The sequence below is a fragment of the Xanthomonas sp. 10-10 genome, from assembly GCF_040182365.1.
Classification (GTDB): domain Bacteria; phylum Pseudomonadota; class Gammaproteobacteria; order Xanthomonadales; family Xanthomonadaceae; genus Xanthomonas; species Xanthomonas arboricola_F.
Genome location: NZ_CP144460.1, coordinates 3,529,827 through 3,552,468, shown reverse-complemented (window position 1 = coordinate 3,552,468; position 22,642 = coordinate 3,529,827). Strand labels below are relative to the sequence as shown.

The 22,642-nt window shown below is 66.0% G+C and carries 22 protein-coding genes and 1 other RNA gene; 17 read left to right on the top strand and 6 right to left on the bottom strand.

Annotated features, from left to right (window positions below; genetic code table 11):
* Nucleotides 1-13 precede the first annotated feature (13 nt).
* A complete protein-coding gene (gene aroB, locus VZ068_RS15015; RefSeq protein WP_349655737.1) occupies nucleotides 14-1,126 on the bottom strand; it encodes a 3-dehydroquinate synthase in 1,113 nt (370 codons plus the stop codon).
* Nucleotides 1,123-1,665: a shikimate kinase gene (locus VZ068_RS15010; RefSeq protein ID WP_349655736.1), complete on the bottom strand. Its 543-nt coding sequence runs from the start codon at nucleotides 1,663-1,665 to the stop codon at nucleotides 1,123-1,125. Before VZ068_RS15010 ends, aroB begins: the two co-directional genes overlap by 4 nt.
* Nucleotides 1,666-1,869: 204 nt before the next feature.
* Between VZ068_RS15010 and pdxH the strand changes: the two genes are divergently transcribed.
* The 9 genes from pdxH to VZ068_RS14965 all read left to right on the top strand — a co-directional run bounded on the left by pdxH (nucleotide 1,870) and on the right by VZ068_RS14965 (nucleotide 8,213).
* Nucleotides 1,870-2,469 (top strand): pyridoxamine 5'-phosphate oxidase, encoded by a 600-nt coding sequence (pdxH, locus tag VZ068_RS15005; RefSeq protein ID WP_259151932.1) that lies wholly within the window; start codon nucleotides 1,870-1,872, stop codon nucleotides 2,467-2,469.
* On the top strand, nucleotides 2,466-2,921 hold the full coding sequence (gene aac(6'), locus VZ068_RS15000; protein ID WP_259161484.1) for an aminoglycoside 6'-N-acetyltransferase: 456 nt from the start codon (nucleotides 2,466-2,468) through the stop codon (nucleotides 2,919-2,921). The genes pdxH and aac(6') overlap by 4 nt, the downstream gene beginning before the upstream one ends.
* 111 nt (nucleotides 2,922-3,032) lie before the next feature.
* The gene (locus VZ068_RS14995; protein WP_005995044.1) at nucleotides 3,033-3,449 is read left to right on the top strand and encodes a YjfI family protein; all 417 of its coding nucleotides are present in this window, start codon (nucleotides 3,033-3,035) and stop codon (nucleotides 3,447-3,449) included.
* A 12-nt stretch (nucleotides 3,450-3,461) separates the two neighbouring features.
* Entirely contained in the window at nucleotides 3,462-4,232 is a 771-nt protein-coding gene (locus VZ068_RS14990; protein ID WP_349655735.1) for a PspA/IM30 family protein, read from the top strand.
* Nucleotides 4,233-4,260: 28 nt separating this feature from the next.
* Nucleotides 4,261-5,343 (top strand): ion channel, encoded by a 1,083-nt coding sequence (locus VZ068_RS14985; RefSeq protein ID WP_349655734.1) that lies wholly within the window; start codon nucleotides 4,261-4,263, stop codon nucleotides 5,341-5,343.
* Complete coding sequence (locus VZ068_RS14980) at nucleotides 5,340-6,017, top strand: YjfK family protein (RefSeq protein WP_259163882.1); 678 nt, start codon at nucleotides 5,340-5,342, stop codon at nucleotides 6,015-6,017. The genes VZ068_RS14985 and VZ068_RS14980 overlap by 4 nt, the downstream gene beginning before the upstream one ends.
* Nucleotides 6,018-6,051: 34 nt before the next feature.
* Nucleotides 6,052-6,456 (top strand): DUF350 domain-containing protein, encoded by a 405-nt coding sequence (locus VZ068_RS14975; protein ID WP_039420735.1) that lies wholly within the window; start codon nucleotides 6,052-6,054, stop codon nucleotides 6,454-6,456.
* A 13-nt stretch (nucleotides 6,457-6,469) separates the two neighbouring features.
* Nucleotides 6,470-7,045 carry a DUF1190 domain-containing protein gene (locus tag VZ068_RS14970; RefSeq protein WP_259151923.1) on the top strand — a complete coding sequence of 192 codons (576 nt, stop codon included), beginning with the start codon at nucleotides 6,470-6,472 and terminating at the stop codon, nucleotides 7,043-7,045.
* A gap of 1 nt (nucleotide 7,046) precedes the next feature.
* Nucleotides 7,047-8,213, top strand: coding sequence for a glutathionylspermidine synthase family protein (locus VZ068_RS14965; protein WP_349655733.1), 1,167 nt, complete (start codon nucleotides 7,047-7,049; stop codon nucleotides 8,211-8,213).
* A gap of 468 nt (nucleotides 8,214-8,681) precedes the next feature.
* Here VZ068_RS14965 and VZ068_RS14960 read toward each other — a convergent pair whose 3' ends face one another.
* Complete coding sequence (locus tag VZ068_RS14960; protein ID WP_349655732.1) at nucleotides 8,682-10,052, bottom strand: MFS transporter; 1,371 nt, start codon at nucleotides 10,050-10,052, stop codon at nucleotides 8,682-8,684.
* 95 nt (nucleotides 10,053-10,147) lie between these two features.
* Between VZ068_RS14960 and soxR the strand changes: the two genes are divergently transcribed.
* The 5 genes from soxR to VZ068_RS14935 all read left to right on the top strand — a co-directional run bounded on the left by soxR (nucleotide 10,148) and on the right by VZ068_RS14935 (nucleotide 17,019).
* Entirely contained in the window at nucleotides 10,148-10,591 is a 444-nt protein-coding gene (soxR, locus tag VZ068_RS14955; protein WP_259151920.1) for a redox-sensitive transcriptional activator SoxR, read from the top strand.
* Between the two features lie 428 nt (nucleotides 10,592-11,019).
* Nucleotides 11,020-13,011, top strand: a complete 1,992-nt coding sequence (locus tag VZ068_RS14950) for a M1 family metallopeptidase (protein WP_349655731.1) — start codon at nucleotides 11,020-11,022, stop codon at nucleotides 13,009-13,011.
* Between the two features lie 86 nt (nucleotides 13,012-13,097).
* A non-coding RNA gene (locus VZ068_RS14945) (sX9 sRNA) lies at nucleotides 13,098-13,170 on the top strand.
* 233 nt (nucleotides 13,171-13,403) lie between these two features.
* On the top strand, nucleotides 13,404-13,580 hold the full coding sequence (locus VZ068_RS14940; protein ID WP_259151918.1) for a hypothetical protein: 177 nt from the start codon (nucleotides 13,404-13,406) through the stop codon (nucleotides 13,578-13,580).
* A 283-nt stretch (nucleotides 13,581-13,863) separates the two neighbouring features.
* Nucleotides 13,864-17,019, top strand: coding sequence for a TonB-dependent receptor (locus tag VZ068_RS14935; protein WP_349655730.1), 3,156 nt, complete (start codon nucleotides 13,864-13,866; stop codon nucleotides 17,017-17,019).
* A 115-nt stretch (nucleotides 17,020-17,134) separates the two neighbouring features.
* Here VZ068_RS14935 and VZ068_RS14930 read toward each other — a convergent pair whose 3' ends face one another.
* A complete protein-coding gene (locus VZ068_RS14930) occupies nucleotides 17,135-17,380 on the bottom strand; it encodes a hypothetical protein (protein ID WP_259151915.1) in 246 nt (81 codons plus the stop codon).
* A gap of 64 nt (nucleotides 17,381-17,444) precedes the next feature.
* Here VZ068_RS14930 and VZ068_RS14925 point away from each other — a divergent pair, with 64 nt between their 5' ends.
* From VZ068_RS14925 to VZ068_RS14915, 3 genes are read left to right on the top strand one after another with little or no spacing between them, the layout of a single operon-like run.
* Entirely contained in the window at nucleotides 17,445-18,206 is a 762-nt protein-coding gene (locus VZ068_RS14925) for a SapC family protein (RefSeq protein ID WP_259151914.1), read from the top strand.
* 4 nt (nucleotides 18,207-18,210) lie between these two features.
* Nucleotides 18,211-19,239 carry a cupin-like domain-containing protein gene (locus VZ068_RS14920; protein ID WP_349655729.1) on the top strand — a complete coding sequence of 343 codons (1,029 nt, stop codon included), beginning with the start codon at nucleotides 18,211-18,213 and terminating at the stop codon, nucleotides 19,237-19,239.
* 40 nt (nucleotides 19,240-19,279) lie between these two features.
* On the top strand, nucleotides 19,280-20,797 hold the full coding sequence (locus VZ068_RS14915; RefSeq protein ID WP_259151909.1) for a tryptophan halogenase family protein: 1,518 nt from the start codon (nucleotides 19,280-19,282) through the stop codon (nucleotides 20,795-20,797).
* 317 nt (nucleotides 20,798-21,114) lie between these two features.
* Here VZ068_RS14915 and VZ068_RS14910 read toward each other — a convergent pair whose 3' ends face one another.
* Nucleotides 21,115-22,107 carry an MBL fold metallo-hydrolase gene (locus VZ068_RS14910; protein ID WP_349655728.1) on the bottom strand — a complete coding sequence of 331 codons (993 nt, stop codon included), beginning with the start codon at nucleotides 22,105-22,107 and terminating at the stop codon, nucleotides 21,115-21,117.
* A 67-nt stretch (nucleotides 22,108-22,174) separates the two neighbouring features.
* Nucleotides 22,175-22,588, bottom strand: coding sequence for a hypothetical protein (locus VZ068_RS14905; protein ID WP_259151906.1), 414 nt, complete (start codon nucleotides 22,586-22,588; stop codon nucleotides 22,175-22,177).
* Between the last annotated feature and the right edge of the window lie 54 nt (nucleotides 22,589-22,642).

The window sequence follows — 22,642 nt, the reverse complement described above, 5'->3', positions numbered from 1 at the left end:
GACCATCACCACCTCAGCCCGCCAGGATCTGCAGCACCGCCGCCTCGTCCACATCGGGTACCACTTCGGCCTTGCCGATGCCGCGCCACAGCACCAGGCGCAGGCGGCCGGCGACATTTTTCTTGTCCAGGCGCATGCGCCCCAGCAGGGCGTCGGGCGACAGGCCCGGCGGGATGTCGGTGGGCAGGTCGAACTCCTGCAGCAGGCTGCGCAGCGCAGCGGTGTCCTGTGCCTGGCTCATGCCCAGCGCGGCCGACAGGCGCGCAGCCAGCACCATGCCCACCGCCACCGCTTCGCCATGGTTGAGGTTGTCGTTGCCGGGCGCGCCGTAGCCTTGCTCGGTTTCGATGGCGTGACCGAAGGTGTGGCCCAGGTTGAGCAGGGCGCGCTCACCCTTTTCCAGCGGGTCGCGCGCCACGATCTCGGCCTTGTGTTCGCAGCTGCGGGCAATGGCCTGCGCCAATGCCGCCGCATCGCCGTCCAACAAGGCGCGGCGCTCGGCGTGCAGCCACTGGAAGAACAGCGGGTCGCGGATGGCGCCGTACTTGATCACCTCGGCCAGGCCGGCGCGCAGTTCGCGGGCGGGCAGGGTGCGCAAGGTGTCGGTATCGGCGATCACCGCGCGCGGCGGATGGAAGGCGCCGACCAGGTTCTTGCCCTGCGGGATATCCACCGCAGTCTTGCCGCCGACCGAGGAATCCACCATCGCCAGCAGGCTCGTGGGCAGTTGCACGCAGTCCACCCCGCGCATCCAGCAGGCGGCCGCGAAGCCGGCCAGATCGCCGACCACGCCGCCGCCGAGCGCGAATACGCAGGCGTCGCGGGTGGCGCCCAGCTCGGCCAGCGCGGTGATCGCCGCGCCGAAGTTGTCCAATGTCTTGGAGGCCTCGCCGGCGGCAATCACCAACTCGCCCAGCTGCAGGTCCGGGCGTGCCTGCAGCAGCGCGCTGCGCACGCCGGCGGCGTAGTGCGGGGCTACTTGCGAGTCGCTCAGCAGCAGCACGTGGCGGCCGCGGACATGGCTGGCCAGGCGGGAGCCATCGGCCAGCAGGCCGGGTGCAATGGTGATGGTGTACGGCTGCGCGCCGTCGACATCGACGCTGCGCGAGGAACGAGGAAGTGTCATGCGGGGGTACTCGACATGCGCCATTGCGCGGCCAGGCGCAGCACCAGCTGCGCGGTGGCCTCGGCGGGGGAGAAGTGGTCGGTTTCCAGGGTGAGGTCGGCGACCTCCTGGTAGAGCGGGGTGCGATGCGCGGCCATCGCGTGCAGCACCTGCTCGCGGTCGGCGCGTTGCAGCAGCGGGCGATTGCGGTCGCGCGCCAGCCGGGTGAGTTGTGCCGGCACGCTCACGTGCAGGTAGACCACAAACCCGCGCTCTTGGATACGCGCGCGGTTGAGCGGATCCAGCACCGCGCCGCCACCGGTGGAAATGAGTTTGTTGTCCTGTTGCAGCAGCGCCTGCAAGGTCTCGGCTTCATGCTGCCGAAAGCGCGCTTCGCCGTGCTGTTCGAAGATCGCCGGGATGCTGCTGCCCACGCGTTCGACAATGGCCTGATCCACATCCATGAATTCCAGCCCGAAGCGCTCGGCCAGGCGGCGGCCGATGCAGCTTTTTCCGGCGCCCATCGGGCCGATCATCACGAGATTGGGTGCGGGGTTCATGCGCAGGGATCGTAGCATTCGCCTTCGCACTCGCGTACCGGGCGCGCGAGGCAGCTCGACATCGGTGCGGCCCGCACGCGCCGGCCGGTTGGCGCAATTTGCGCCGATGACGATGCGCATGCGGCCGGGTGCGACCGCCGGGCCATGCGACAAGCGCGTGCGATGCGCCCACAATGGGGGCTTGTCCTGCTGCCACCTACCGTCATGCCCGATCTATACGCAGAAGCGCTTGCCACCTTTACCGCGTTGTATGCCGAGGCGCAGAACGGCGCGGAGCTGGAAGCCAGCGCAATGACCGTGGCCACCGCCAACGTGGATGGGCGGCCGAGCGCGCGCACCGTGCTGCTCAAGGCCTTCGATGCGCGCGGATTCGTGTTCTACACGCATCTGGACAGCGCGAAGGGCCGCGATCTGCAGACCCATCCGCAGGCGGCGCTGCTGTTCTTGTGGCGCAGCCTGCGCGAAGCCGGCATCCAGGTGCGTATCGAAGGTGGCGTGCAACTGGTCGGCGCGGACGAATCGGATGCGTATTTCGCCTCGCGCCCGCGCATGAGCCAGATCGGCGCGTGGGCGTCGCTGCAATCGCAGACGCTGGGCTCGCGCGCCGAGTTCGATGCGGCGATCGCCAAGGTCGAAGCCACCTTCGACGGCCGCGAGGTGCCACGTCCGGACGGCTGGGGCGGCTTCCGGGTGGTGCCGCAAGCGTTCGAGTTCTGGTATGGGGCCAAGTTCCGGCTGCACGAGCGCTGGCGGTACGAGGCCGATGCGGCGAGCCATTGGACCAAGCGGATGCTGTACCCATGAGCGCGCAGGCCGGGTGGCGGGTGCGCGCGGCGGTCGCTGCCGATGCACAGGCTTTGCTGGCCTTGCGCCTGGCGTTGTGGCCGGATGCCGACGATGGCCTCGACGACCTGCAGGCCGCGCTGGCGCAATCAGCGACCAGCCACCTGGTGGTAGTGGACGACGCGGATGCGGCGCTGGGGTTTGCCGAGGTGTCGGTGCGCCACGACTACGTCAATGGCACCGACAGCACGCCGGTGGGCTTTCTGGAAGGGTGGTACGTGGTGCCGGCCTGGCGCGGCCGCGGGCTTGGTCGTGCGCTGGTGGCCGCGGCGGCCGAATGGACCCGGGATCAGGGCTGTGCAGAGCTGGCCTCCGATGCGCAGCTGGAAGACGGCAATGCCCAGGCCGCGCATGCGTCGTGCGGTTTCGAGCCAACTGAACGGGTGGTCTACTTCCGCCTGCAGCTTGCCTGACCCGCTGACTTCCGGCCCTTTCTGCCGGTCGCAGACAGTCTGTAGTATGTCCGCCCATTGCACGACGCTTGCTGCATCACATCGCCCCATGACCGAAGGACAGGACATCCCATGACGCAGTACACCACTGTCGAATTGCACGGCCTGCTGGCCGAGCGCTACCGCGACCAGCCGATCGAGGTCGAGCTGATCGACGGGCTGGAACCGGCCATCAACCTCACCCTGGCCGACCACGGCGACATGCAGATCCAGGTCGCTGCCTCCGGCTCGCAGGTATTCGTTTCCACCCTGCTGGCCAACGCCGACCAGGTCAGCGATCGCGCGGCCTTCAACGACGCCTGCCTGCGGCTCAATCCGCTCAATCCGTTATCCAACCTGGGTCTGGTGCAGGTCGACGGCAAGGACAGCTATGTGGTCTTCGGCGAGCTGTCGGCCTCGTCCACGCTCGACCAGATCGACGAGGAAATCCAGACCCTGGCGGCCAATACGCTGGATGCCGCCGAATCTCTCAAGCCGTTCTTTTCCTAAAGGCGTGTTGTCATGAGTATCTTTTCAAAGCTGATCACGCTGCTGCGTGGCACTGCACACGAAACCGGCCAGAAGGCGGTCGACGCCAATGCGCTGCGCATCCTGGACCAGGAAATGCGCGATGCCGGCGCCCAGCTCACGCGCTCGCGCGAAGAGCTGACCAAACTGATGGCGCAAAGCAAGCTCGCCCAGCAGAAAATCGATGCGCGTGCCGGCAAGATGGCCGAGTACACGCGCTATATCGAAGGTGCGCTGGCCAAGAACGACGAGGCGCTGGCGCACGACGTGGCGGTCAAGCTGGCCGCGCTGGAAAGCGAAGACGCCGGCGACAAGGCCTCCAAGACGTCGCTGGACCAATCGGTGGTGACGCTCAAGGCCACCATCCAGAAGACCGAGAACCAGCTGCGCGGCATGCGCCAGCAGATCGACACCGTCAAGGCCACCGACGCGGTGCAGAAGGCGCAGGCCGCCATTGCCGCGCGCCATTCCGGTGCCAGCAGCAAGATGGGCTCGGCGCTGGAATCGCTGGAGCGGATCAAGGCGCGTCAGGCCGAAACCTCCGCGCGCATCGAATCGGCCGAAGAGCTGGAATCGTCCACCGGCGATGGCGATCTGAATCGGCGCCTGGCAGCGGCTGGCCTGATGGAAGGCGAATCCAACGCCGCCGCGGTGCTGGCACGCTTCAAAAAGCCGGCCCAGCTCGGCCACGACACCGCCAGCGGCAGCGCGCCGCTGATCGGCCAGGTGCGCGACGTGCAGCAGGTTCCGCGCAGCGACAGCTGATCCGCAACGCCACGGCACAGGACGCGCCATGATCATCGTCGGAAAACTGTTCCGGGTCTTGCGGCGCCACGTGCGCCGCGTCAGTTGGGGCATGGTGGCGCTGGCGTTGCTGGCCCACATGGGCCTGAGCTGGGTGTTGCTGTGGCTGGCCGGCGAGCACAAGCTCGTCGGCCTGGACGCGTTTCCGTATTACTACATGACCACCGCCACCACCATCGGCTATGGCGACCTGTCGCCGGGCTCGGTGGCAGGGCGCTATATCGCCGCGTTCGTGTTGATGCCGGGCGCGGTGGCCTTGTTCGCCACGGTGCTGGCCAAAACCAGCGGCGTACTCATCACGTTCTGGAGGCGCCATTACATGGGCAAGATGGCCTACGCCGATTTGAGCGGGCATACCATTCTGATCGGCTGGCAGGGCGCAGCCTCGGCACGCTTGCTGGAGCTGCTGCTATCTGACACCGCCACCGACGACGAAGGCGTGGTGCTGATCGCCGAAGGCGTCGCTGAAAATCCGATGCCCGACCACATGCGCTTTGTCGCGGCCGAGTCGTACACGCATACCGAGGTGTACCTGCGCGCCGGCATCGCAGGCGCGGCGCGGGTGATCGTCAACCCGCCGTCCGACGACCAGACCCTGGCGGCAGTGTTCGCGTTGATGGCGCATGCGCCGCGCGCGCATGTGGTGGCGCATTTCGACTCGGCCAGCGCCGCGCGGCTGGTCAACCATCATTACCCGGCCATCGAGTGCACGCGGCCGATGACCGCCGAAATCCTGGCGCGTGCCGCACAGGACCCGGGCAGCGCCGCCATCACCGCCGAGTTGTTGTCGGTGGACGATGGCCCCACCCAGTTCAGTGTTGCCGTGCCAGCGGAGATCGATGCGCTGGATTACAGCCGGCTCGCCGCCGATTTCAGCCAGCGCGGCGCCTTGCTGCTGGGCGTGCGAGCGCCCGATGGCGCGTTGCGCTTGAATCCGCCAGCACGCACCACTGTCGCCGGTGGTGCCATGCTGTATTACCTGGCCGATCAGCGCGTACCTGCGCACGCAATTGCGTGGCAGGCACTGCGCGCGGCCACTGCCCCCATTCCTGCATCGCCACGAGGTGTCTGACGATGAGTTTCTTCAGCAAGTTGTTCGGCCAACCGCAACCGCCGCCGCTGCCAAGCTCTGGCACCGGCGCCATCGGGCACGCACTGCCGCTGGGCCTGCGTGTGGGCGGCCAGGTCGCCATCGATACCACGCTGTACCGCATGGCGCCGGAGGCCATGACCGCCGAGTTGCCGGGTGGCAATCAGGGCATCCCGTGCTATGGCCACGTCAACCTGGGCGATGGCTATTCGCTGCACCGGTTCTATCTGGATGACGATGCGTTCCTGCAGGTCACGACCGTGGGCGGCGATCTGGAGGCGATGAAGGCGTTCGTGTACTGCGAGACGGTGAACCCGCCGAGCAAGCAGGCGTTCCAGGAGTTCGTGATGCAGCACCCGCACCTGGGCGCGGCGCAGATCGAGTACGCCGGCAAGCGCTGGGAACGCGCCACCCAGTCCACCGACGACAGTGCGCGCATCCCGCCAATCGCCTACGACGAGGTGCTGTACCGCTACCAGCCGCCGCGCCGCGATGGCGACCTGACCCATTACGCCATGCTCTACAGCCGCGATGTACCAGAGCTGCAGCGCGAAGAATTTTTGCTGGTCACCGGCGAGGATTCCGGCCCCAACGAATTCTGCGTCACCTACGCGGTCGGTATCGACGTTACCGTCGCCGATCTGGACATCACCTGAGCGCGTGCTCGCCCTTCACCCAACCGGTCCTGTCATGAATCCGATCAATCTGCAGAGTTTTCTCGCGTTTCTTTCCTACTTCGGCACCGGCCTGGGCGTGTTGATCGTCTCGGTGGTGCTGGTGACCCTGGTCACCCCGCACAAGGATTTCACCTTGCTGCGGCAGGGCAACGTGGCCGCCGCCACCGCGCTGGCCGGCAACCTGATCGGCGTGGCGCTGCCGCTGCATTCGGCCATCACCCATTCGGTGAGCCTGATCGATGCCTTGATCTGGGGCGTGGTCGCCTGTGGCATCCAGGTGGTGGCGTATCTGCTTGCCAACCTGGTGGCCGGGCGTATTTCGCGGCAGATCACCGACAACGTCACCGCCGCCGGCATCTTTTCTGCCGGCGTGTCGATCGCCGTCGGCCTGATCAACGCCGCGGCGATTACGCCGTAACGGAGGCTGCGCCATGAAGCGATCACGCAATCTCAAGCTCACCCTGATGGCGGCACTGCCCGCCGCGCTGGTCACCGGCTGCGGCTCGGAGCCGGAAACCGGCGTGGTGCTGCAGTCGGCTTCCGACTGCTACCAGGTCAAGCAGGAACAGAACGACATCCAGCAATGCCTCAAGGCCTATGACGAGGCGGTGACCAAGCACCAGCAGGCCGCGCCGCGCTTCAATACGCGCTACGAGTGCGACGAGCAGTTCGGCAGTTGCACGGCGGTGCAGACCGCGCAGGGCCAGCAGAGCTGGATCCCGCCGATGGGCGGGTTCCTGCTGGGCTACGCGCTGGGCAACATGAGCGGTGGTGGTGGCTATCGCTATGGCGGCTCGATTCCGCTGTACCGCGATTACCGCAGCGGCGGCTATTACAAGCCCAATGGCGATCTGGCCAGCAACCGCATCGGCACCGTGCGCGGGCGCAGTGGCGCGATCGACATGCCGTCGCGTGCGATCACCGTGTCGCGCTCGGGCTTCGGCTCCAGCGCGGCGGCACGCAGCTCGTTCGGCAGCGGCGGGCGCAGCTCCGGGTTCGGCGGCTGACATGCAACGCATCGCAAGTGCCGAACGCCCGGATTGGCGCGCGCAGGCCGAGTCGCTCGGCTTCCATTTCCACACCATCGACGGCGAGCCGTATTGGGACGAGCGCGCGTATTACGCGTTTTCGTTGCGGCAGATCGAAGACGACATCGAAGCGCCTACCCAAGACCTGCACGACATGGCGATGCAGCTGGTGGACGAGGTGGTCGGCTCCGAGGCGCTGCTGAGCAAGCTGGCCATCCCGCCGTTTTACTGGGACTGGATCGCCAGCTCCTGGAAGAACCGCGACCCGCACCTGTATGGCCGCATGGATCTGGCGTACTCCGGCAACGGCCCTGCCAAGTTGTACGAGCTCAATTACGACACGCCCACCTCGCTGTATGAGGCTGCGTATTTCCAGTGGTTGTGGCTGGAGCAGCAGATCGCCGCCGGCGTGCTGCCGGCGGGCACCGACCAGTACAACCTGATCCAGGATCTGTTGTGCGAAACATTGGGCGCGCTGGCAGTGGATGGCGCGCTGGGTGCGCAGATGCATTTTTCGGCGGTGCGCGACTCGCTGGAAGATCGCGCCACCGTGCGCTATCTGCGCGATTGCGCGCACCAGGTCGGCATCGCGACCGAGGAAGTCGCCATCCAGGACATCGGCCTGAGCGCCGAAGGCTGGTTCACCGATGACCAGGACCGCGTGATCCAGACCCTGTTCAAGCTGTATCCGCTGGAATTCATGATGGAAGAGCGCTTCGGCCCGGCGTTGATCGCCAACCGCGTGCGCCTGATCGAACCGGCATGGAAATCGGTGTTGAGCAACAAGGGCATCCTGCCGCTGCTGTGGGAGCGCCATCAAGGCCATCCCAATCTGCTGGCAGCCAGGTTTGCGCACGCCGGTGAAGCACCTGGTGCCGGTTGGGTGCGCAAGCCGCTGCTGTCGCGCGAGGGCGCCAACATCGCGCTGGTCACTGCGCAAGGCGAGGCCGCACACACCGACGGGCCTTACGTGGACGGCCCGGCGATCCTGCAGGCGCATCATCCGCTGCCGGTCTTCGATGGCCGCCATGCGCTGGTGGGCAGTTGGGTGGTCGCCGATCGCCCCGCCGGATTGGGCATGCGCGACGACGATGGCCCGATCACCCGCGACACCTCGCGCTTCGTGCCGCATGTGATCGTGGACTGAGCACAAGGCATCGGGGCGTTGCAGACCGGCGAGGTGGTCGTAGCGACGATCAGCATCACGGCTTGCGTGCGACTGCGGCGTTTGCTTCGCATACGTCGCAGTTGCGCGCAAGCCCTGCGGGCCGCGTGATGCAGCGCAGGTTTTCCACACCCCCTGTGGATGGAACTTGCACAAGGCTGTGGACAACTGCGCGCAGGCCCCGGCCCGTAACGCTGTCAAGGTGGGTGGCGAAAAAATGACCACCCTTCCGCGCAGGGCAAGCAGATGCAGCTTGCTCGGCGATCCGGACAGGATCGGCAAAGTCCTGGGAACGCTCTGCGTCACGATGTCGCCGCAAGTGCGGTCGGCAGGCGTGATCGTCTGCACTGCATCGGCACAGTGCAAGCCACATCCGTGCCGAACCGAGGCGGCGCGCCGTATCGGGATGGCGCGGCGCCCCGACGCCGTGCGATCGCCGCGCAGCAGTCGCTACACCCGCCGCGCCACAAAAAAGCCTGCCACCGCCAACAGCCAGGCCAGCGCGAACACGCTCAGGTAGGCCGCCACCGGTGCCGACGCCAGGAGCGCAGCAAACAGCGCGCCGGCCAGCGCCAGCATGCCGGCGACGGCAATCGCTTCGCTCAGCTGCATCGCAGAGCTGTTGGCGCCCTGCTGCTCCGGTGGCGACAAGGCCAGCGTCAGCACCGACAGGCTGGGATACAGCAAGCCCATGCCCAGGCCGGTCAGTGCCCAGCCGGCGACTGCGACCGGCACCGGAATCGCCGGCCACACCGCGCCTGCGCCGATCACGATGCCCAGTGTCATCAGCAGCGCGCCGGTCTTGAGCAGGCGCGGTCGCGACCAACCGGCGCGGCTATGGCCCTGGTACCACGAGCCGCTGAACCAGCCGAGCGCGCCCACGCTCAGTGCCACGCCCGCCAGCAGCGGCGTGAGCCCGCGTTCGCGCGACAGCAGCAATGGCAGAAACGCCTCGAAGCCGAAGAACGCCGCCGCCGCGATGCCACGCAGCGCGATCACGCTGGGTAGCCCGCGTGCCAGCTGCAAGGTGCCGGCCGGCAACAGCTGCCACGCGCAATACACCGTCAGCAGCAGCGGCGGCAGCATCGCGCCCAGCGCAGTGGTGCCGTGCAGTTGACCGCCCAGATACACGCCCAGTACGCCCAATGCTGCGCCGATCGCCCAGCCCAGCGACGCAGCCGGCTCGGCGGGATCTGCGTTGGTCCAGCTCCGCCCGCGCAAGGCCGGCCACAGCATCAGCCCGGCCGGGATCGCCAGCAGCGGTACCGACAGAAACACCCAGCGCCAGCCCACGTGCTGAACGATCAGCCCGCTGATGCTCGGCCCGATCAACGACGGCACCACCCAGCCTGCGGAAAACGCGGCAAACACACGTGGCCGCAACGCTTCCGGATACAGCCGCCCGACAATCACGTACAACGCCACCGAATACGCGCCGGCGCCCAGCCCCTGCAGCAGGCGCCCGGCGATCAGCGCGGGCATGCTCGGCGCCAGGCCGGCGATCAACAGCCCGATCACAAAACACAGCAGCCCCACGCCCAGCGCGCCGCCGGGGCCGCGACTGTCGCTCCAGCGCCCGGCAGCGGTCATGCCGACCACGCTGGTGGCCAGGGTGCCGCCGAATGCCAGCGCGTACAGCGGCAAGCCGTTCAACTCGCGCGCCACGGTGGGCATGGCGGCGGCAACGGCCAGCGACTCGAAGGCATTGAGCGACACCAGCGCCACCATGCCGAGCGTGGCGGCGCGATACGGCGCTGCCAGGATCGACGGTGGGTGCGTGTCGTGCAGGGGTGCGGCGGGCAGGGCGGTATCGGTGGGCATCGAACATCCAGAGCGAGTGAGCAGGGGCATAACCGGCGCTTGCGTCGGTCATGGCCGCGCAGCATCCTGCCTCAACCAAGGTTGAGGTCAAGGCAATGCAGCATGAGTTGTCGGTGGGCGAGGTGGCCAGGCGCAGTGGCGTGGCGGTGTCGGCATTGCATTTCTACGAGCGCAAGGGCCTGATCCGCAGCCTGCGCACCGCGGGCAATCAACGCCGCTATGCGCGCGATGTATTGCGGCGCATCGCAGTGATTCGTGTCGCGCAACGGCTCGGTGTTCCCCTGCAGCAGGTGCTGGATGCATTCTCGGTACTGCCGGATCAGCGCACGCCCACACGCGCGGAATGGGCGCGCATGTCCGCACGCTGGCGCGGGCAGCTGGAGACGCGCATCAGCGAACTGCAGGCCTTGCGCGACCAACTCACCGACTGCATCGGCTGTGGTTGCCTGTCGCTGCGGCGCTGCCGCTTGAGCAATCCGGACGACGCGTTGGGCGAGGGCGCTGATGGTGCGGTGCGGCTGGGAAGCCTGCCGCCTTAGCTGGCGGCGAAGACAAGCCGCAGCCAGACCGTTGGCCGGTGCGGGAATCGCCTGCAAGTGACCTGCGCCGGGGTGTGCATGCTGCACCCGGCGCATCCCCCACCCGGTCGAGCACTGCGCGCGGCGGATGGGACGCGGCGCTTTCAGGCGGCTTTGGCGCGAGGACTTGCCGAGTGCTAATGGGGCGATCGGCGTCCGCCGATGTCTTCGGTCGTCGCATGCAGCGGCAGGGGCATCGCAGTGCATCGTGCGTCAGTACGACGCGGGTGGGCGACAGCATCACTGCATGGCCGCTCCGCTGACACGCACGTGCCGCCATCAATGCGGCCAGCCATGTGGCGTGACCTGGCGCCAACCGGGACCAATGGCAGTGCACGCCCGGCGAGCGCCGCCGTAGGATGAAACTCCCCCCGTCGCAGGACCACAGCATGTTCCCCGCCATGCGCCGCTCGCTCACCGTTGCACTCTCCCTGGCGTGCGTCAGCGCGCCCGCGCTGGCCGCCACGGGCGCGCAAACCGTCGCGCCACCGGACAAGTTCGACCCACTGGCGTTGTTCGCGCCGTTGCAATTGCCCGACGCGCCCAATGCCTACCGCAGCGGCAGTGGCGTGCCCGGGCCGTTGTTCTGGCAGAACCGTGCCGATTACCAGCTCGACGCCCGCATCGATCCGGCCAGCCACACGCTCACCGGCACCGCCGCCATCCACTACACCAACCACAGCCCGGACACGCTGGACGTGCTGTGGCTGCAGCTGGACCAGAACATGTACCGCGCCGATGCGCGCGCGGCTGCCAGCCGCCCATCGCGGCGCACCCAGTTCACCGATGGCATGCAGATCGCCAGCGTGGAGATCGAGCGCGACGGCCGCAGCCAGCCGGCGCACTTCGTGGTGGACGACACCCGCATGCGCGTGGATCTGCCGCAGCCGCTGGCCGGGCAGGGCAAGGCGCTGACGCTGCAGATCCGTTACCGCTACCGCATTCCCGGCACCTGGGGCGGCCGCACCGCCTATAGTGCCAGCAAGCAGGGCGAGATCTACGAGATTGCGCAGTGGTATCCGCGCATGGCGGTATACGACGATCTGCGTGGCTGGGACACGCAACCGTATCTGGGCTCGGAGTTTTACCTGGAGTACGGCGACTTCGATTATGCGGTGACGGTGCCGGACGGATTTCTGGTGGCCGGCTCCGGTGCGTTGACCAACCCGGCCGAGGTGCTCAGCCGCGCCGAGCAACAACGCCTGCAACAGGCGCGCGACAGCGACCGCACGGTGCTGATCCGCACCCCGGCAGAGGTGGCCGCACGTGCGGCGGCACCGGCGGGCAACGTTACGCGCACCTGGCGCTTCCATATGCAGCACACACGCGATGTCGCGTTCGCCGCATCGCCTGCGTTCGTGTGGGACGCCGCACGCATCAAGCTGCCGGGCGGCAAGCAGTCGCTGGCGATGTCGGTGTACCCGGTGGAGGGGGTGGGCGCGGATAAATGGGATCGCTCCACCGAATACGTCAAGGGCGCGATCGAGCATTTTTCGCAGTGGTATCCGTATCCATGGCCGGCTGCCATCAACCTGGGCGGCTACGGTGCGGGCATGGAATATCCGGGCATCGTGTTCGACGGCTTCGAGGACGGCGGCAAGGACCTGTTCTGGATCACCGCCCACGAGATCGGTCACACCTGGTTCCCGATGATCGTCGGCTCCAACGAGCGTCGCCATGCCTTCATGGACGAAGGCTTCAATACCTTCATCGATGTGTATGCATCGGATGCCTTCAACAAGGGCGAATATGCGCCCAAGCGCGATTCGGAATATGCGCCCAAGGGCGGAAATCCGGTCGATGAAATCCTGCCGTTGCTCGCCGACCGCAGTGCGCCGACCTTGATGGATATCGCCGATGCCACCAGCGAAACCTACCGTCACCCGCTGACGTACTTCAAAGGCGCGTTGGGGCTGGTGCTGCTGCGCGAGCAGATTCTGGGGCCTGCGCGCTTCGATCCGGCGTTTCGCAAATACATCGCCACCTGGGCCTACAAGCATCCCACGCCTTCGGATTTTTTCCGGCTGATGGAAAGCGAAAGCGGCGAAGACCTGAGCTGGTGGTGGCGCGGCTGGTATCTCAACAATTGGCAGCTGGACATGGGCATCGCCCGCGCGCAGTACGTCGAGCACGACCCGGCCAAGGGACTGCAGCTGACCTTGCGTAGCCGGCAAAAACTGGTCATGCCGGTCACCGTGCGCGTGGATCTGGCCGATGGCAGTCATCTGGACCGTCGCGTGCCGGTGGAGACCTGGCTGCAGAACACTGCCCCGACATTGACCCTGCCCACCACCCAGAAAGTGCTGCACGTGACCCTGGACCCGGATCATGCGCTGCCGGATGCCGACCGCAGCGACGATCGCGTGGATGTGATCGGCTAACCGTCGCCAGCGCAGGCTGGCTCGAGCGCAACCAGCAAGACGACTGTGCTCACCGTCAGGCGGGCGCGGCCGGTGCCTGGCGCGGCGTGTGTCACTCGTACACGCCGGGTCCTCCGCGCCGTCCACGCCACCCGAGGACGGCTCGCTACCTTGTCAGCCGCGGCAAGATCACGCGCGCCGATGCGCGCAATCGCTGCGCGCTGCAACCGCCACCCACGGCGCAATCGATTGCGACGATTGCGCAGCTTTCCTTGCGCATCCGTCGGCTCCGTGCCGGTTTCCCACGCCACGAGGTCGCACACGACGATCGTGTGCCTCGCGCGTCCGAGTCGATCGCGTCGTCGTCGATGCGCAGTTTGCGCAGTCGTCTTGCGCGACCATGGTGCTGCAGTTTGATTGTGCGAATTTCGCCGCAGCTGCTGCCGGTTTTTGCGCAATTGAATGATAACGCTTACAGCCGCGCCGCCATTGAAGACGGCATGCGGACTCAAGCGACTGCCGTATCGGCTGTAACAGTGCAGGCCCATCACTATGCTGCAACGCACGGTGACAAGCGCTTTATCGCCTGACTAGGCTGCGCGGCGTGTTAGCGCTATCACTGGCCGGCACGCCGTGCAGGGCATGCGTTGCGCACCTGTCGCCGACACCACCTTTGTCGGCGATGTCTGCCGCAGGCACGCAACGCACAACGCAGGCCGACGATCGAAGGGGCGATCGGCAGCATGCGCGCTAGGGGACCTTATTCAGAGCAGGGCTGTTCCATCGCCGACCCGGCGGTGGTCATGACTTCGCCGTGTCGCATGCCGCGACATTTGCCGTAAACGGTTGGACTCCACTCCCGAGGACACATCGATGCGTCGTACGTTGAACAGCTTCAAGTCGAAGGCCATGTTCACCTTCGTCGGTGGCCTGTTGGTCATCAATCCCGCGTTTGCGCAGGACCCCGCGCCGCCGACACCCGCGCCGCAGTCCAGCAGCGACGCCGCCACCACGCTCGACACCGTGACCGTCACCGGTATCCGCAGCAGCCTGGACCAATCGATGGGCATCAAGCGCGATGCCGCCGGCGTGGTGGATGCGATCAGCGCGGAAGATATCGGCAAGTTTCCCGATACCAATCTGGCCGAATCGCTGCAACGCATCACCGGCATCTCGATCGAACGCCGCGATGGCGAAGGCGCGCAGGTCACCGCACGTGGCTTCGGCCCGCAATTCAATACGGTCACGCTCAATGGCCGCCTGATTCCCGGTGCCGACGCCTTCGGTGCGCCCGGGCAGACGCCGATCGGCGGCGTGGACGTGGGCACGCGCGCGTTCAACTTCGCCCAGCTCGCCTCCGAAGCCATCACCGGCATCGAGGTGTTCAAGACCAGCCGTGCCACTGCGCCCAGCGGCGGCATCGGCGCCACCATCAACATCCAGACCGACAAGCCGTTCAATCACGAGGGCGTGGTGGCCAATGCCGGCGCCAAGATGGTCTCCGACCGCTCGCAGCCGTTCGGCGATTCGCTGACCCCGGAAGTGTCGGGCATCTTCAGTTACACCAACCCGGACAAGACCTTCGGTATCGGCCTGAGCGCCAGCTACCAGAAGCGTCACGGCGGTTCGGTGCAGGCCACCGAAAACCGCTGGAACATCCAGCGCTGGACCGGGACCGACCCGGCACTGCGCCCGGATACCGTGGTGACCAACGCGCCGGCGATCGGCCAGCTGTATGGCCTGCCCAACGATATCCGCTACGCGTTCGCCGACTTTCAGCGCGAGCGCATGAACGGCCAGGCGGTGATGCAGTTTGCACCGACCGACAGCCTTACGCTGACCCTGGATTACACCTATTCGTCCAACGAAATCCGCGAAGAACGCGGCGAGCAGGGCATCTGGTTGCAACGCGCCAACAGCTTCACCGATCTGACGTTCGACACTGGTCAGACCGTGGCCACGCCGGTGTATCTGCGCGATGTGCCCAACGGCGCCAAGGACTTCGGCATGGAGCAGCAGCGCAACGAGCAGAAGTACACGCTCGGCTCGCTCGGCTTCAATGCGGACTGGCAGGTGAGCGACCGCTTCCAGCTGACCTTCGATGCGCACAACTCCAAGACCCAGAGCCTGCCCAACGATCCGGTCACCGGCGGCAGCGCGACCTATTTCAGCTTTGCCGGCACCAACAACTGCACCAACGGTCCGTCCTGCGGCGGGCAATGGGCACAGGAGCTGTGGTTCAACAATTCGCTGCCCATCGGCGCGCGGACCTGGTATCCCACCGTCGCCGATTCGCTGGCTGGCACCAATGGTGTGGTCAATCCGGATTTCACCAAGAACAATCTGGGTTCGCAGGTGCAGCGCATCTATTATCAAAAGCAGGTGACCGAGACCAAGGAAGGCCGCCTGGATGGCAAGTTCGATTTCGACGACGGGCGTTTCCAGTTCGGCGTCAGCTCGTCCAATACCACCATGCACCGCCTGACCAGCGACACTTACTCCACGTTGGGCGACTGGGGCGTGGCCAATGCCGGCAGGGAGCCGGGCATGACCGACCTGCTACGGCCTGTGAGCATCGTCGGCATGTTCGATGACTTCAACGCCAATGGCGCGGCGCCTAATGCATGGCGCGGCGATGCCAGCCAGCTGGCGCTATGGGGTGGAAGCCAGTACGGCGCTGCGACGCGCTACAACCCGCTGTACAGCGCGGACAATCAGGTCGAAGAAAAGACCCGGGCGGCGTATGTGCAACTGGAGTTGACCGGCGATATCTCCGGCATGACCACCAATACGCGCCTGGGCCTGCGTTACGAGCGCACCGATGTGGAATCCACCTCGCAGGTGGCCACGCCCGTCGCGCTGCAATGGCAGGCCAACAACGACTTCCAGTTGCTGCGCTCTACCGAACAGCAGCCCTTCAGCGAAAAGACCAGCTACAACTACATTCTGCCGAATCTGGATTTCAGCATCGACATCACCGATTCGCTGAAAGGCCGTGCCTCGTTCGGCCAGACCATCGCGCGCGCGCCGTACAACAACCTGCTCGCCGGGCCGACGCCCAATACCCCGGCTGGCTCGATCCTGATCAACCCCTCCAACCGCGCCAGCGGTGACTCGCAGACGCCCACGCTGGACCCGCTGGAATCGGACAACCTGGATCTGGCGCTGGAATGGTATTTCGCCGATGCCAGCTATGTGTCGGCCACGTTCTGGAACAAGCGCGTCAGCAATTTCATCGGCACCACGGTCTCGCGCGAAACGCTGTACGGGCTGACCGATCCCACCTCGGGGCCGGATGCGCAGGCCGCGTTGGCCTTCCTGCAGAGTGGTGCCTGCGCCGCGCAGGTCGGTGCGGCCGGCAACGACGTGGCGGCGGCCTGTTCGGCCAACGATACCTCCCTGTTCGCTGCCACCGCCTTGTTGCGCAACGCCGCGGCCACCGGTGGACTGGGTGCCTATAACGGCAGCTCCGCGCAGAGCCTGGCGCTGGAAAACGCATACGACCTGGTCGGCACCGCCGCCGACCCGCTGTACCAGTTCGATGTGTCGCGGCCGATCAACCAGAACAAGGCCAACATCCATGGCTGGGAGCTTGGCGGGCAGTACTTCTTCGGCAGTACCGGCTTCGGCATCTACGCCAACTACACCATCGTCGAAGGCGACGTGGCGTTCGACAACAACGTCATCGACCGCGACCAGTTCGCCTTGCTGGGCCTGAGCGATACCGCCAACGTGATGCTGATGTACGAAAAATACGGCTGGAGCGCGCGTCTGGCCTGGAACTGGCGCGACGAGTACCTGATCGCGGCCAACCAGGATGCCTCCAACCGCAACCCGTACTACGTGGAGGCGTACCAGCAGTTCGACCTCAGCCTCAGCTACGCGTTCAACAAGCAGCTGTCGGTGGGCTTTGAGGCGATCAACCTCACCGGCGAAGACGTGCGTTGGCATGGGCGATCGGAGAAGCAGATTGTCCGCCTGATCGACCAGCAGCCGCGCTACACGCTGGGTGTGCGGTACGCGTTCTGAGGGCATCGCACTGGCGGCGACGTTCCGACGCCAGTGCGTCCTATGGATGCAGCCGGTGTGTGCCTGGTGTGCACGCCGGCTGCCGCGTCGTTTTCTCTGTGCGATCCGGGCTGTATCAGTCCGGATGCGTCTGCCAGACGCTACCGCAGCAGCTACACGGGCTGCGTAGGTCATCCGGCAGCGACATCGCAGGCGAACGCAACAGGCGCCAGGGTTGCGCGGCGTCATCGAAGGGAAGCGGGATGCGGATGACGCGTGCAATCATCCAGATACCTGCGTCCGTCGTGCACCGGCGCATGCTGCCCTGCCGCTTGCCGGTGTCGTACTTTTTGGCAATGCTCGCGGGCAGCGGACGCGGCATGTCGTCGCGTGATCGATCCCCCGACCGGTGCAGTGGCCATCGCCGGCCACTGCTGGAGCTCCAGATGTCGCGATATGCAGTGCTCAACAATGTGGCGCACCACGATCTGCGCGTGATTCTGCGGTTTGGTGCCGCATTCGGCGATGCGGTGGGCTTCGTGCCGGCCTTCGTCACCGAGTACGCCGAGCTGCAACGCGAATACCCGCTGTTCTTTCGCAAGGATGCGGCCACCGGTGCCTACCAGTCGGTGGCCCTGCTGGGTTTTGCGCCCGATGAAAACCTGTTTCTGCAGGACGGACGCTGGAATGCCGGCTACCTGCCGGGCATCGTCGCCAAGGGGCCATTCTTGATCGGGTTTCAGGAGCAGCGTATCGATGGCGCGCTGGTGCAGGAGCCGGTGATTCATGTCGACCTGGAGCATCCGCGCGTCAGCCGTGCCGAAGGCGAGGCGGTCTTCCTGCCGCAAGGCGGGCACAGTGCCTATCTGGAACACATCATCAGCGTGTTGCGCGGCATCCGTGACGGCATGGATGCAGGGCAGGCGATGTGCGCGGCCTTCGATGCGCTGGGTCTGATCCAACCGGTGAAACTGGATGTAGTGCTCGACGACAGCCATGGCGTGCACCTGGAAGGGCTGCACAGCATCGACCGCGAGCGATTGGCCGCGCTGGACGGCGCTGCCTTGCAGCAGCTGCATCATGCCGGGTACCTGGAAGGCGCGTTCCTGATGCTGGCCTCGCACCACAACCTGCGCCGGTTGATGGGCGAAAAGCAGCGTCGGCTACAGCACACGCAGGCCGCTGCGGCAGTCGCAGCACGCGCCTGATCGCATGAGCGCACCGTCATCGATCGCCCCGCTGCCCGAGTGCAGCGACTGCCAGCCGGATGCGGCATTGCTGGCGCAATTGTGTGCGTCCGCGCAGCCGCTGGTGCTGCGCGGCGTTGCGCGCGACTGGGCGCTGGTGCAGGCCGCGCAGCGTGGCACGTCGCAAGCCATGGCGCAGTTGCGCAGCATGGACACCGGCCGGGCATTGCAGTACTCGTATGGCGCTCCCGAAATCGGCGGCCGGCCGTTCTATCGCGACGATTGCAGCGATCTCAACTTCGACGTGCAACGCGGCAGCCTGGGCGCGCTGCTGGATGCGATCCAGGCGCATCTGGACGATGAGCAGCCGCCCACGTATTACCTGGCCTCGTTGCCGATCGATGCGCATTTGCCCGGTTTTGCTGCAGGAAATGCCCTGGATGTCAGTGCAGACGGCAAGGCTGTGCCGCCCAGCATCTGGATCGGCAACCGGGTCATCGCCTCCTGCCATTTCGATGCGCCCAATAACCTGGCGGTATGCGCGGTAGGTCAGCGACGCTTTACCTTGTTTGCGCCCGGGCAGGTGGCCAATCTGTATCCGGGGCCGCTGGAGCCCACGCCTGGCGGCCAGGTGGTGAGCATGGTGGATGTGGCCAATCCGGATCTTGCACGCTACCCGCGCATGGCCGATGCGTTGTCGCAGGCGCGCACGGCCGTGCTCGAGCCGGGCGATGCGATCTTCATCCCCAGCATGTGGTGGCACCACGTGCAGTCGCTGCAACCGTTCAATGTGCTGGTCAATTATTGGTGGAGCACGGCCCCTGCGCAGTTGCCCGCACCGATGCAGGCGCTGTATCACGCGCTATGGGCCATCCGCGACCGCCCGGAGTCGGAGAAGGCCGCCTGGCGGGCGTTGTTCGACTACTACGTGTTCGGCCCTGCAGAGCGGGCCGGCGAACATCTGCCCGAGCACGCGCGTCAGGTGCTGGGCCCGATCGACCCCACATTGGCGCGCCAGCTGCGCGCCATGCTGATCGGCAAGCTCAATCGCTGAGCGCTCCGCCGTCGTGTGGTCCCACTTACAGGAGAACGCAGTGAACCAGGCCAGGATTCGCAAGGTTGTCATCGCCGGTGGCGGCACCGCCGGCTGGATCGCGGCCTGCGCGTTGTCGCATCAGTTCCGCGACCTGCTGGACATCACCCTGGTCGAGTCCGATCAGATCGCCACCGTGGGGGTGGGCGAATCCACCGTGCCGCCCATTCGCACCTTCCACCGGTTCCTGCAGATCGACGAACAGGAGTTTCTGCGCGCGGTGGCTGGTACGTTCAAGCTGTCGATCTCCTTCGAGCATTGGCGCCGGCAGGGCGAGCGTTATATCCACCCGTTCGGCATTACCGGCCAGAGCACGCTGGTGTGCGCCTTCCATCATCTGTGGCTGGAAAGTCAGCGCCGCGGCATCTCCGGCGCATTTGGCGATTACTGCCTGGAAACGGTGGCTTCGCGCGTGGACCGCTTCGCGCTGCCGCGCGAGCCAGCCGTCAACTACGCCTACCACCTGGATGCGGCGCTGTACGCACGGTTCCTGCGCACGCGTAGCGAGGCGCACGGGGTCACGCGTGTCGAAGGCAGGATCCAGCAGGTGACGCTGCAACCCGATAGCGGCGATGTGGCCGCGCTGGTGCTGGAAGACGGTCAGGTGATCGAAGGCGACCTGTTCATCGATTGCACCGGCTTCCGTGGCCTGTTGATCGAGCAGACGCTGCACACCGGCTACGAGGACTGGAGCCACTGGCTGCCATGCGACCGCGCGGTGGCGGTGCAGACCGAAGCAGTGGGCCCGCCGGTGCCGTACACGCGCGCCATCGCGCATCAGGCGGGCTGGCGCTGGCATATTCCCTTGCAACATCGCGTTGGCAATGGATTGGTGTTCTCCAGCCAGCACATGTCCGATGACCAGGCGCACGCCAAACTGCTGCGCGACACTGCCGCAACCCCGGTCAAGGACCCGTGGCTGGTGCCGTTCCGTACCGGGCGACGGCTCAAGGCCTGGAACAGGAATGTGGTCTCGCTGGGCCTGGCCAGCGGCTTTATCGAGCCGCTTGAATCCACCAGCATCCATCTCACCATTGCCGCGGTGGTACGGCTGATCACCCTGTTCCCGGCCGATGGCATCGCGCCGTCGCAGGTCGAGGTCTTCAACGACATCAGCCGCGCCGAGATGGAGCACGTACGCGATTTCGTCATCTTGCATTACCACGCGACGCAGCGCGACGAGCCGCTGTGGCAGCAGTGCCGCGACATGGAATTGCCCGAATCGCTGCGCCTGCGTCTGCGTGCCTGGCGCGAGCGCGCGCACGCCTGGCAAGGCACCGACGAACTGTTTCGCGTGGATTCCTGGACGCACGTACTGCTGGGGCAGGGCATCGTGCCGCAGCAGCATCATCCGCTGGCTGCCGCATTGTCGGACGCCGATCTGCGTCGCCTGCTGGATGGCATTGCGCAGCCGATCCAGCGCGTGGTGGAACAAATGCCCTCGCAGCAGGCGTTTATTGAGCGCTATTGCCAGGCCGGCGAACAGGTATGGGGTGGGCGCAGTCGGGTGGCGATGTAGGGCTGTGCAGTGCGCTTTACCCACACCTGAAGGCGCCGGCGCGCTCCAGGCGACCGTCACGACATCAAGGCGCTTGGTGCATTGCGTTTCAAAAGTACCGGGAAATCTGTCGATTGATCCGAAGGCCGCAATGCCTGCAAGGCGCTGGCTGCTCGGTAGAGCGCAGCAGCGCTGCCGGACCATGATGGGCGCGCCTGTGTATCGGGCATGGGCGACGCAGAAACGGCAGCGCCGTCAACACGATGACGATCCGGATCCCGTGTCGACCCAAACCATGCGCAACATGCTTCCGCCCGCGTGCTGCAACTCTTTGCCGGCTACAGCCGCATCAAATCGGCGCCGACCACAATCGGCCCGGCGTAGTGCTTGCGTGCGCCTTCGCGCCACATCGCATCGGTGATGGAGGGATCGCCGCCGGGGACGAAATGAGTCAGTACCAGCAGTTTCGCATGGGCGGCGGCGGCGATCCGTCCGACCTCTTCGCTGGTGGAATGGCTCTTGAGCAGATGGTCCAGCAAGGTGGGGGCGTTGTCGTTGGTCTTGAGCATGGTTTCCAGCGCGGGCAGATACATCACTTCATGCACCAGGACATCGGTATCCCTGGCAAACTCGGCCAGCGCCGGCAGGTAGCGGGTATCGCCGGAGAACACCACCGTGCGGTCGCGGGCCTGGAAGCGATAGGCGAATGCAGGCTTGAGCGTGTAGTGATCCACCAGCGTGGCCGTCACCGTGACCTGCGCGTTCTGCAACACGGTGCAGGCCTGGTCGAACTCGTGCACATGGATGAGCTGCTTGAACGGCGGGCGGCCCTCCTCGCGGATGCGCGCATCGATGTCGATGGCGTTCATCTCGACGAACGCGTCCACCATCCTGCCGATGCCCGGTGGCCCATACAGATGCACCGGCGTCTGCAAGCCGCTGGCCCAGGCCAGCCACACCACATTGAGCAGGTCGGCGTTGTGATCTGAATGATGATGGGTCAGGAAGATATCGCGCAGCGCGGGGAGCCGGATGCCGGCCTTGGCCAGTTGCTGGGCGACACCGTTGCCGCAATCGATCAGGTACGGCTGGCCGTCGATCACCAACGCATTGGCCGCCGCCGCACGCAGCGGCGAGGGTGTCGGCCCGCCCTTGGTGCCGAGCAGCACCAGCACGCTGCCCTTGGCCGGGAAGGGAGCAGGCGCCGTGCCGTTGCTTGCAGCGTTGTTGCGTGGAGTGGCGGCGAGCTGGCCTGCCGCCAGCAGCGCGCCGGCACCGAGTGCGGTCTTGAGCATGCCGCGGCGGCTACGGAGCTTGTTCAATGCGGTCATCGCGGTTCCGGGATACTGGGAAGGGCTGCATGTCGGCAACGAACGAAACACCACGCTCCGGCACGCCTCAACGTTGTCTTGCTACAAAATCACGCAGCGCCGGTGAGCGATAGAACGCCATGCACTGCGCAAAGATCCTGGTGAACGGCCCGCGGCGTGCTTCGTCCTTCATCGGCACCTCGCCGCGGTGGTAGTCCGCCGTCTGTTGCGCGACGAAGGCCTGTAAACGTGCGGTGGCGCCAGGCTTGGCATTATCCAGTGCGTAGGTGGTGAGCAGATACGAGCGGTCGCGCAGTTGGTCGGACTCCAGCCGGCCGCTGCGTTCGTAGTTCTGGTCCAGGCACAGCTGCAATGCGTAGGCCTTGACGTCCTCCGTGGCCGCCGGCGTCGCCGCCATCGCGGCAGTGGAGACAGCGGACACTGCGGAAAGCAGCACTGCGGTGACGGCACGGCGACAGCGGCAGCGATGGTGGGCAGACATGCCGATCCTGATGATGAAGGTGTTTGCAGTCTGCAGGATCGCGTTGCGCTTTGC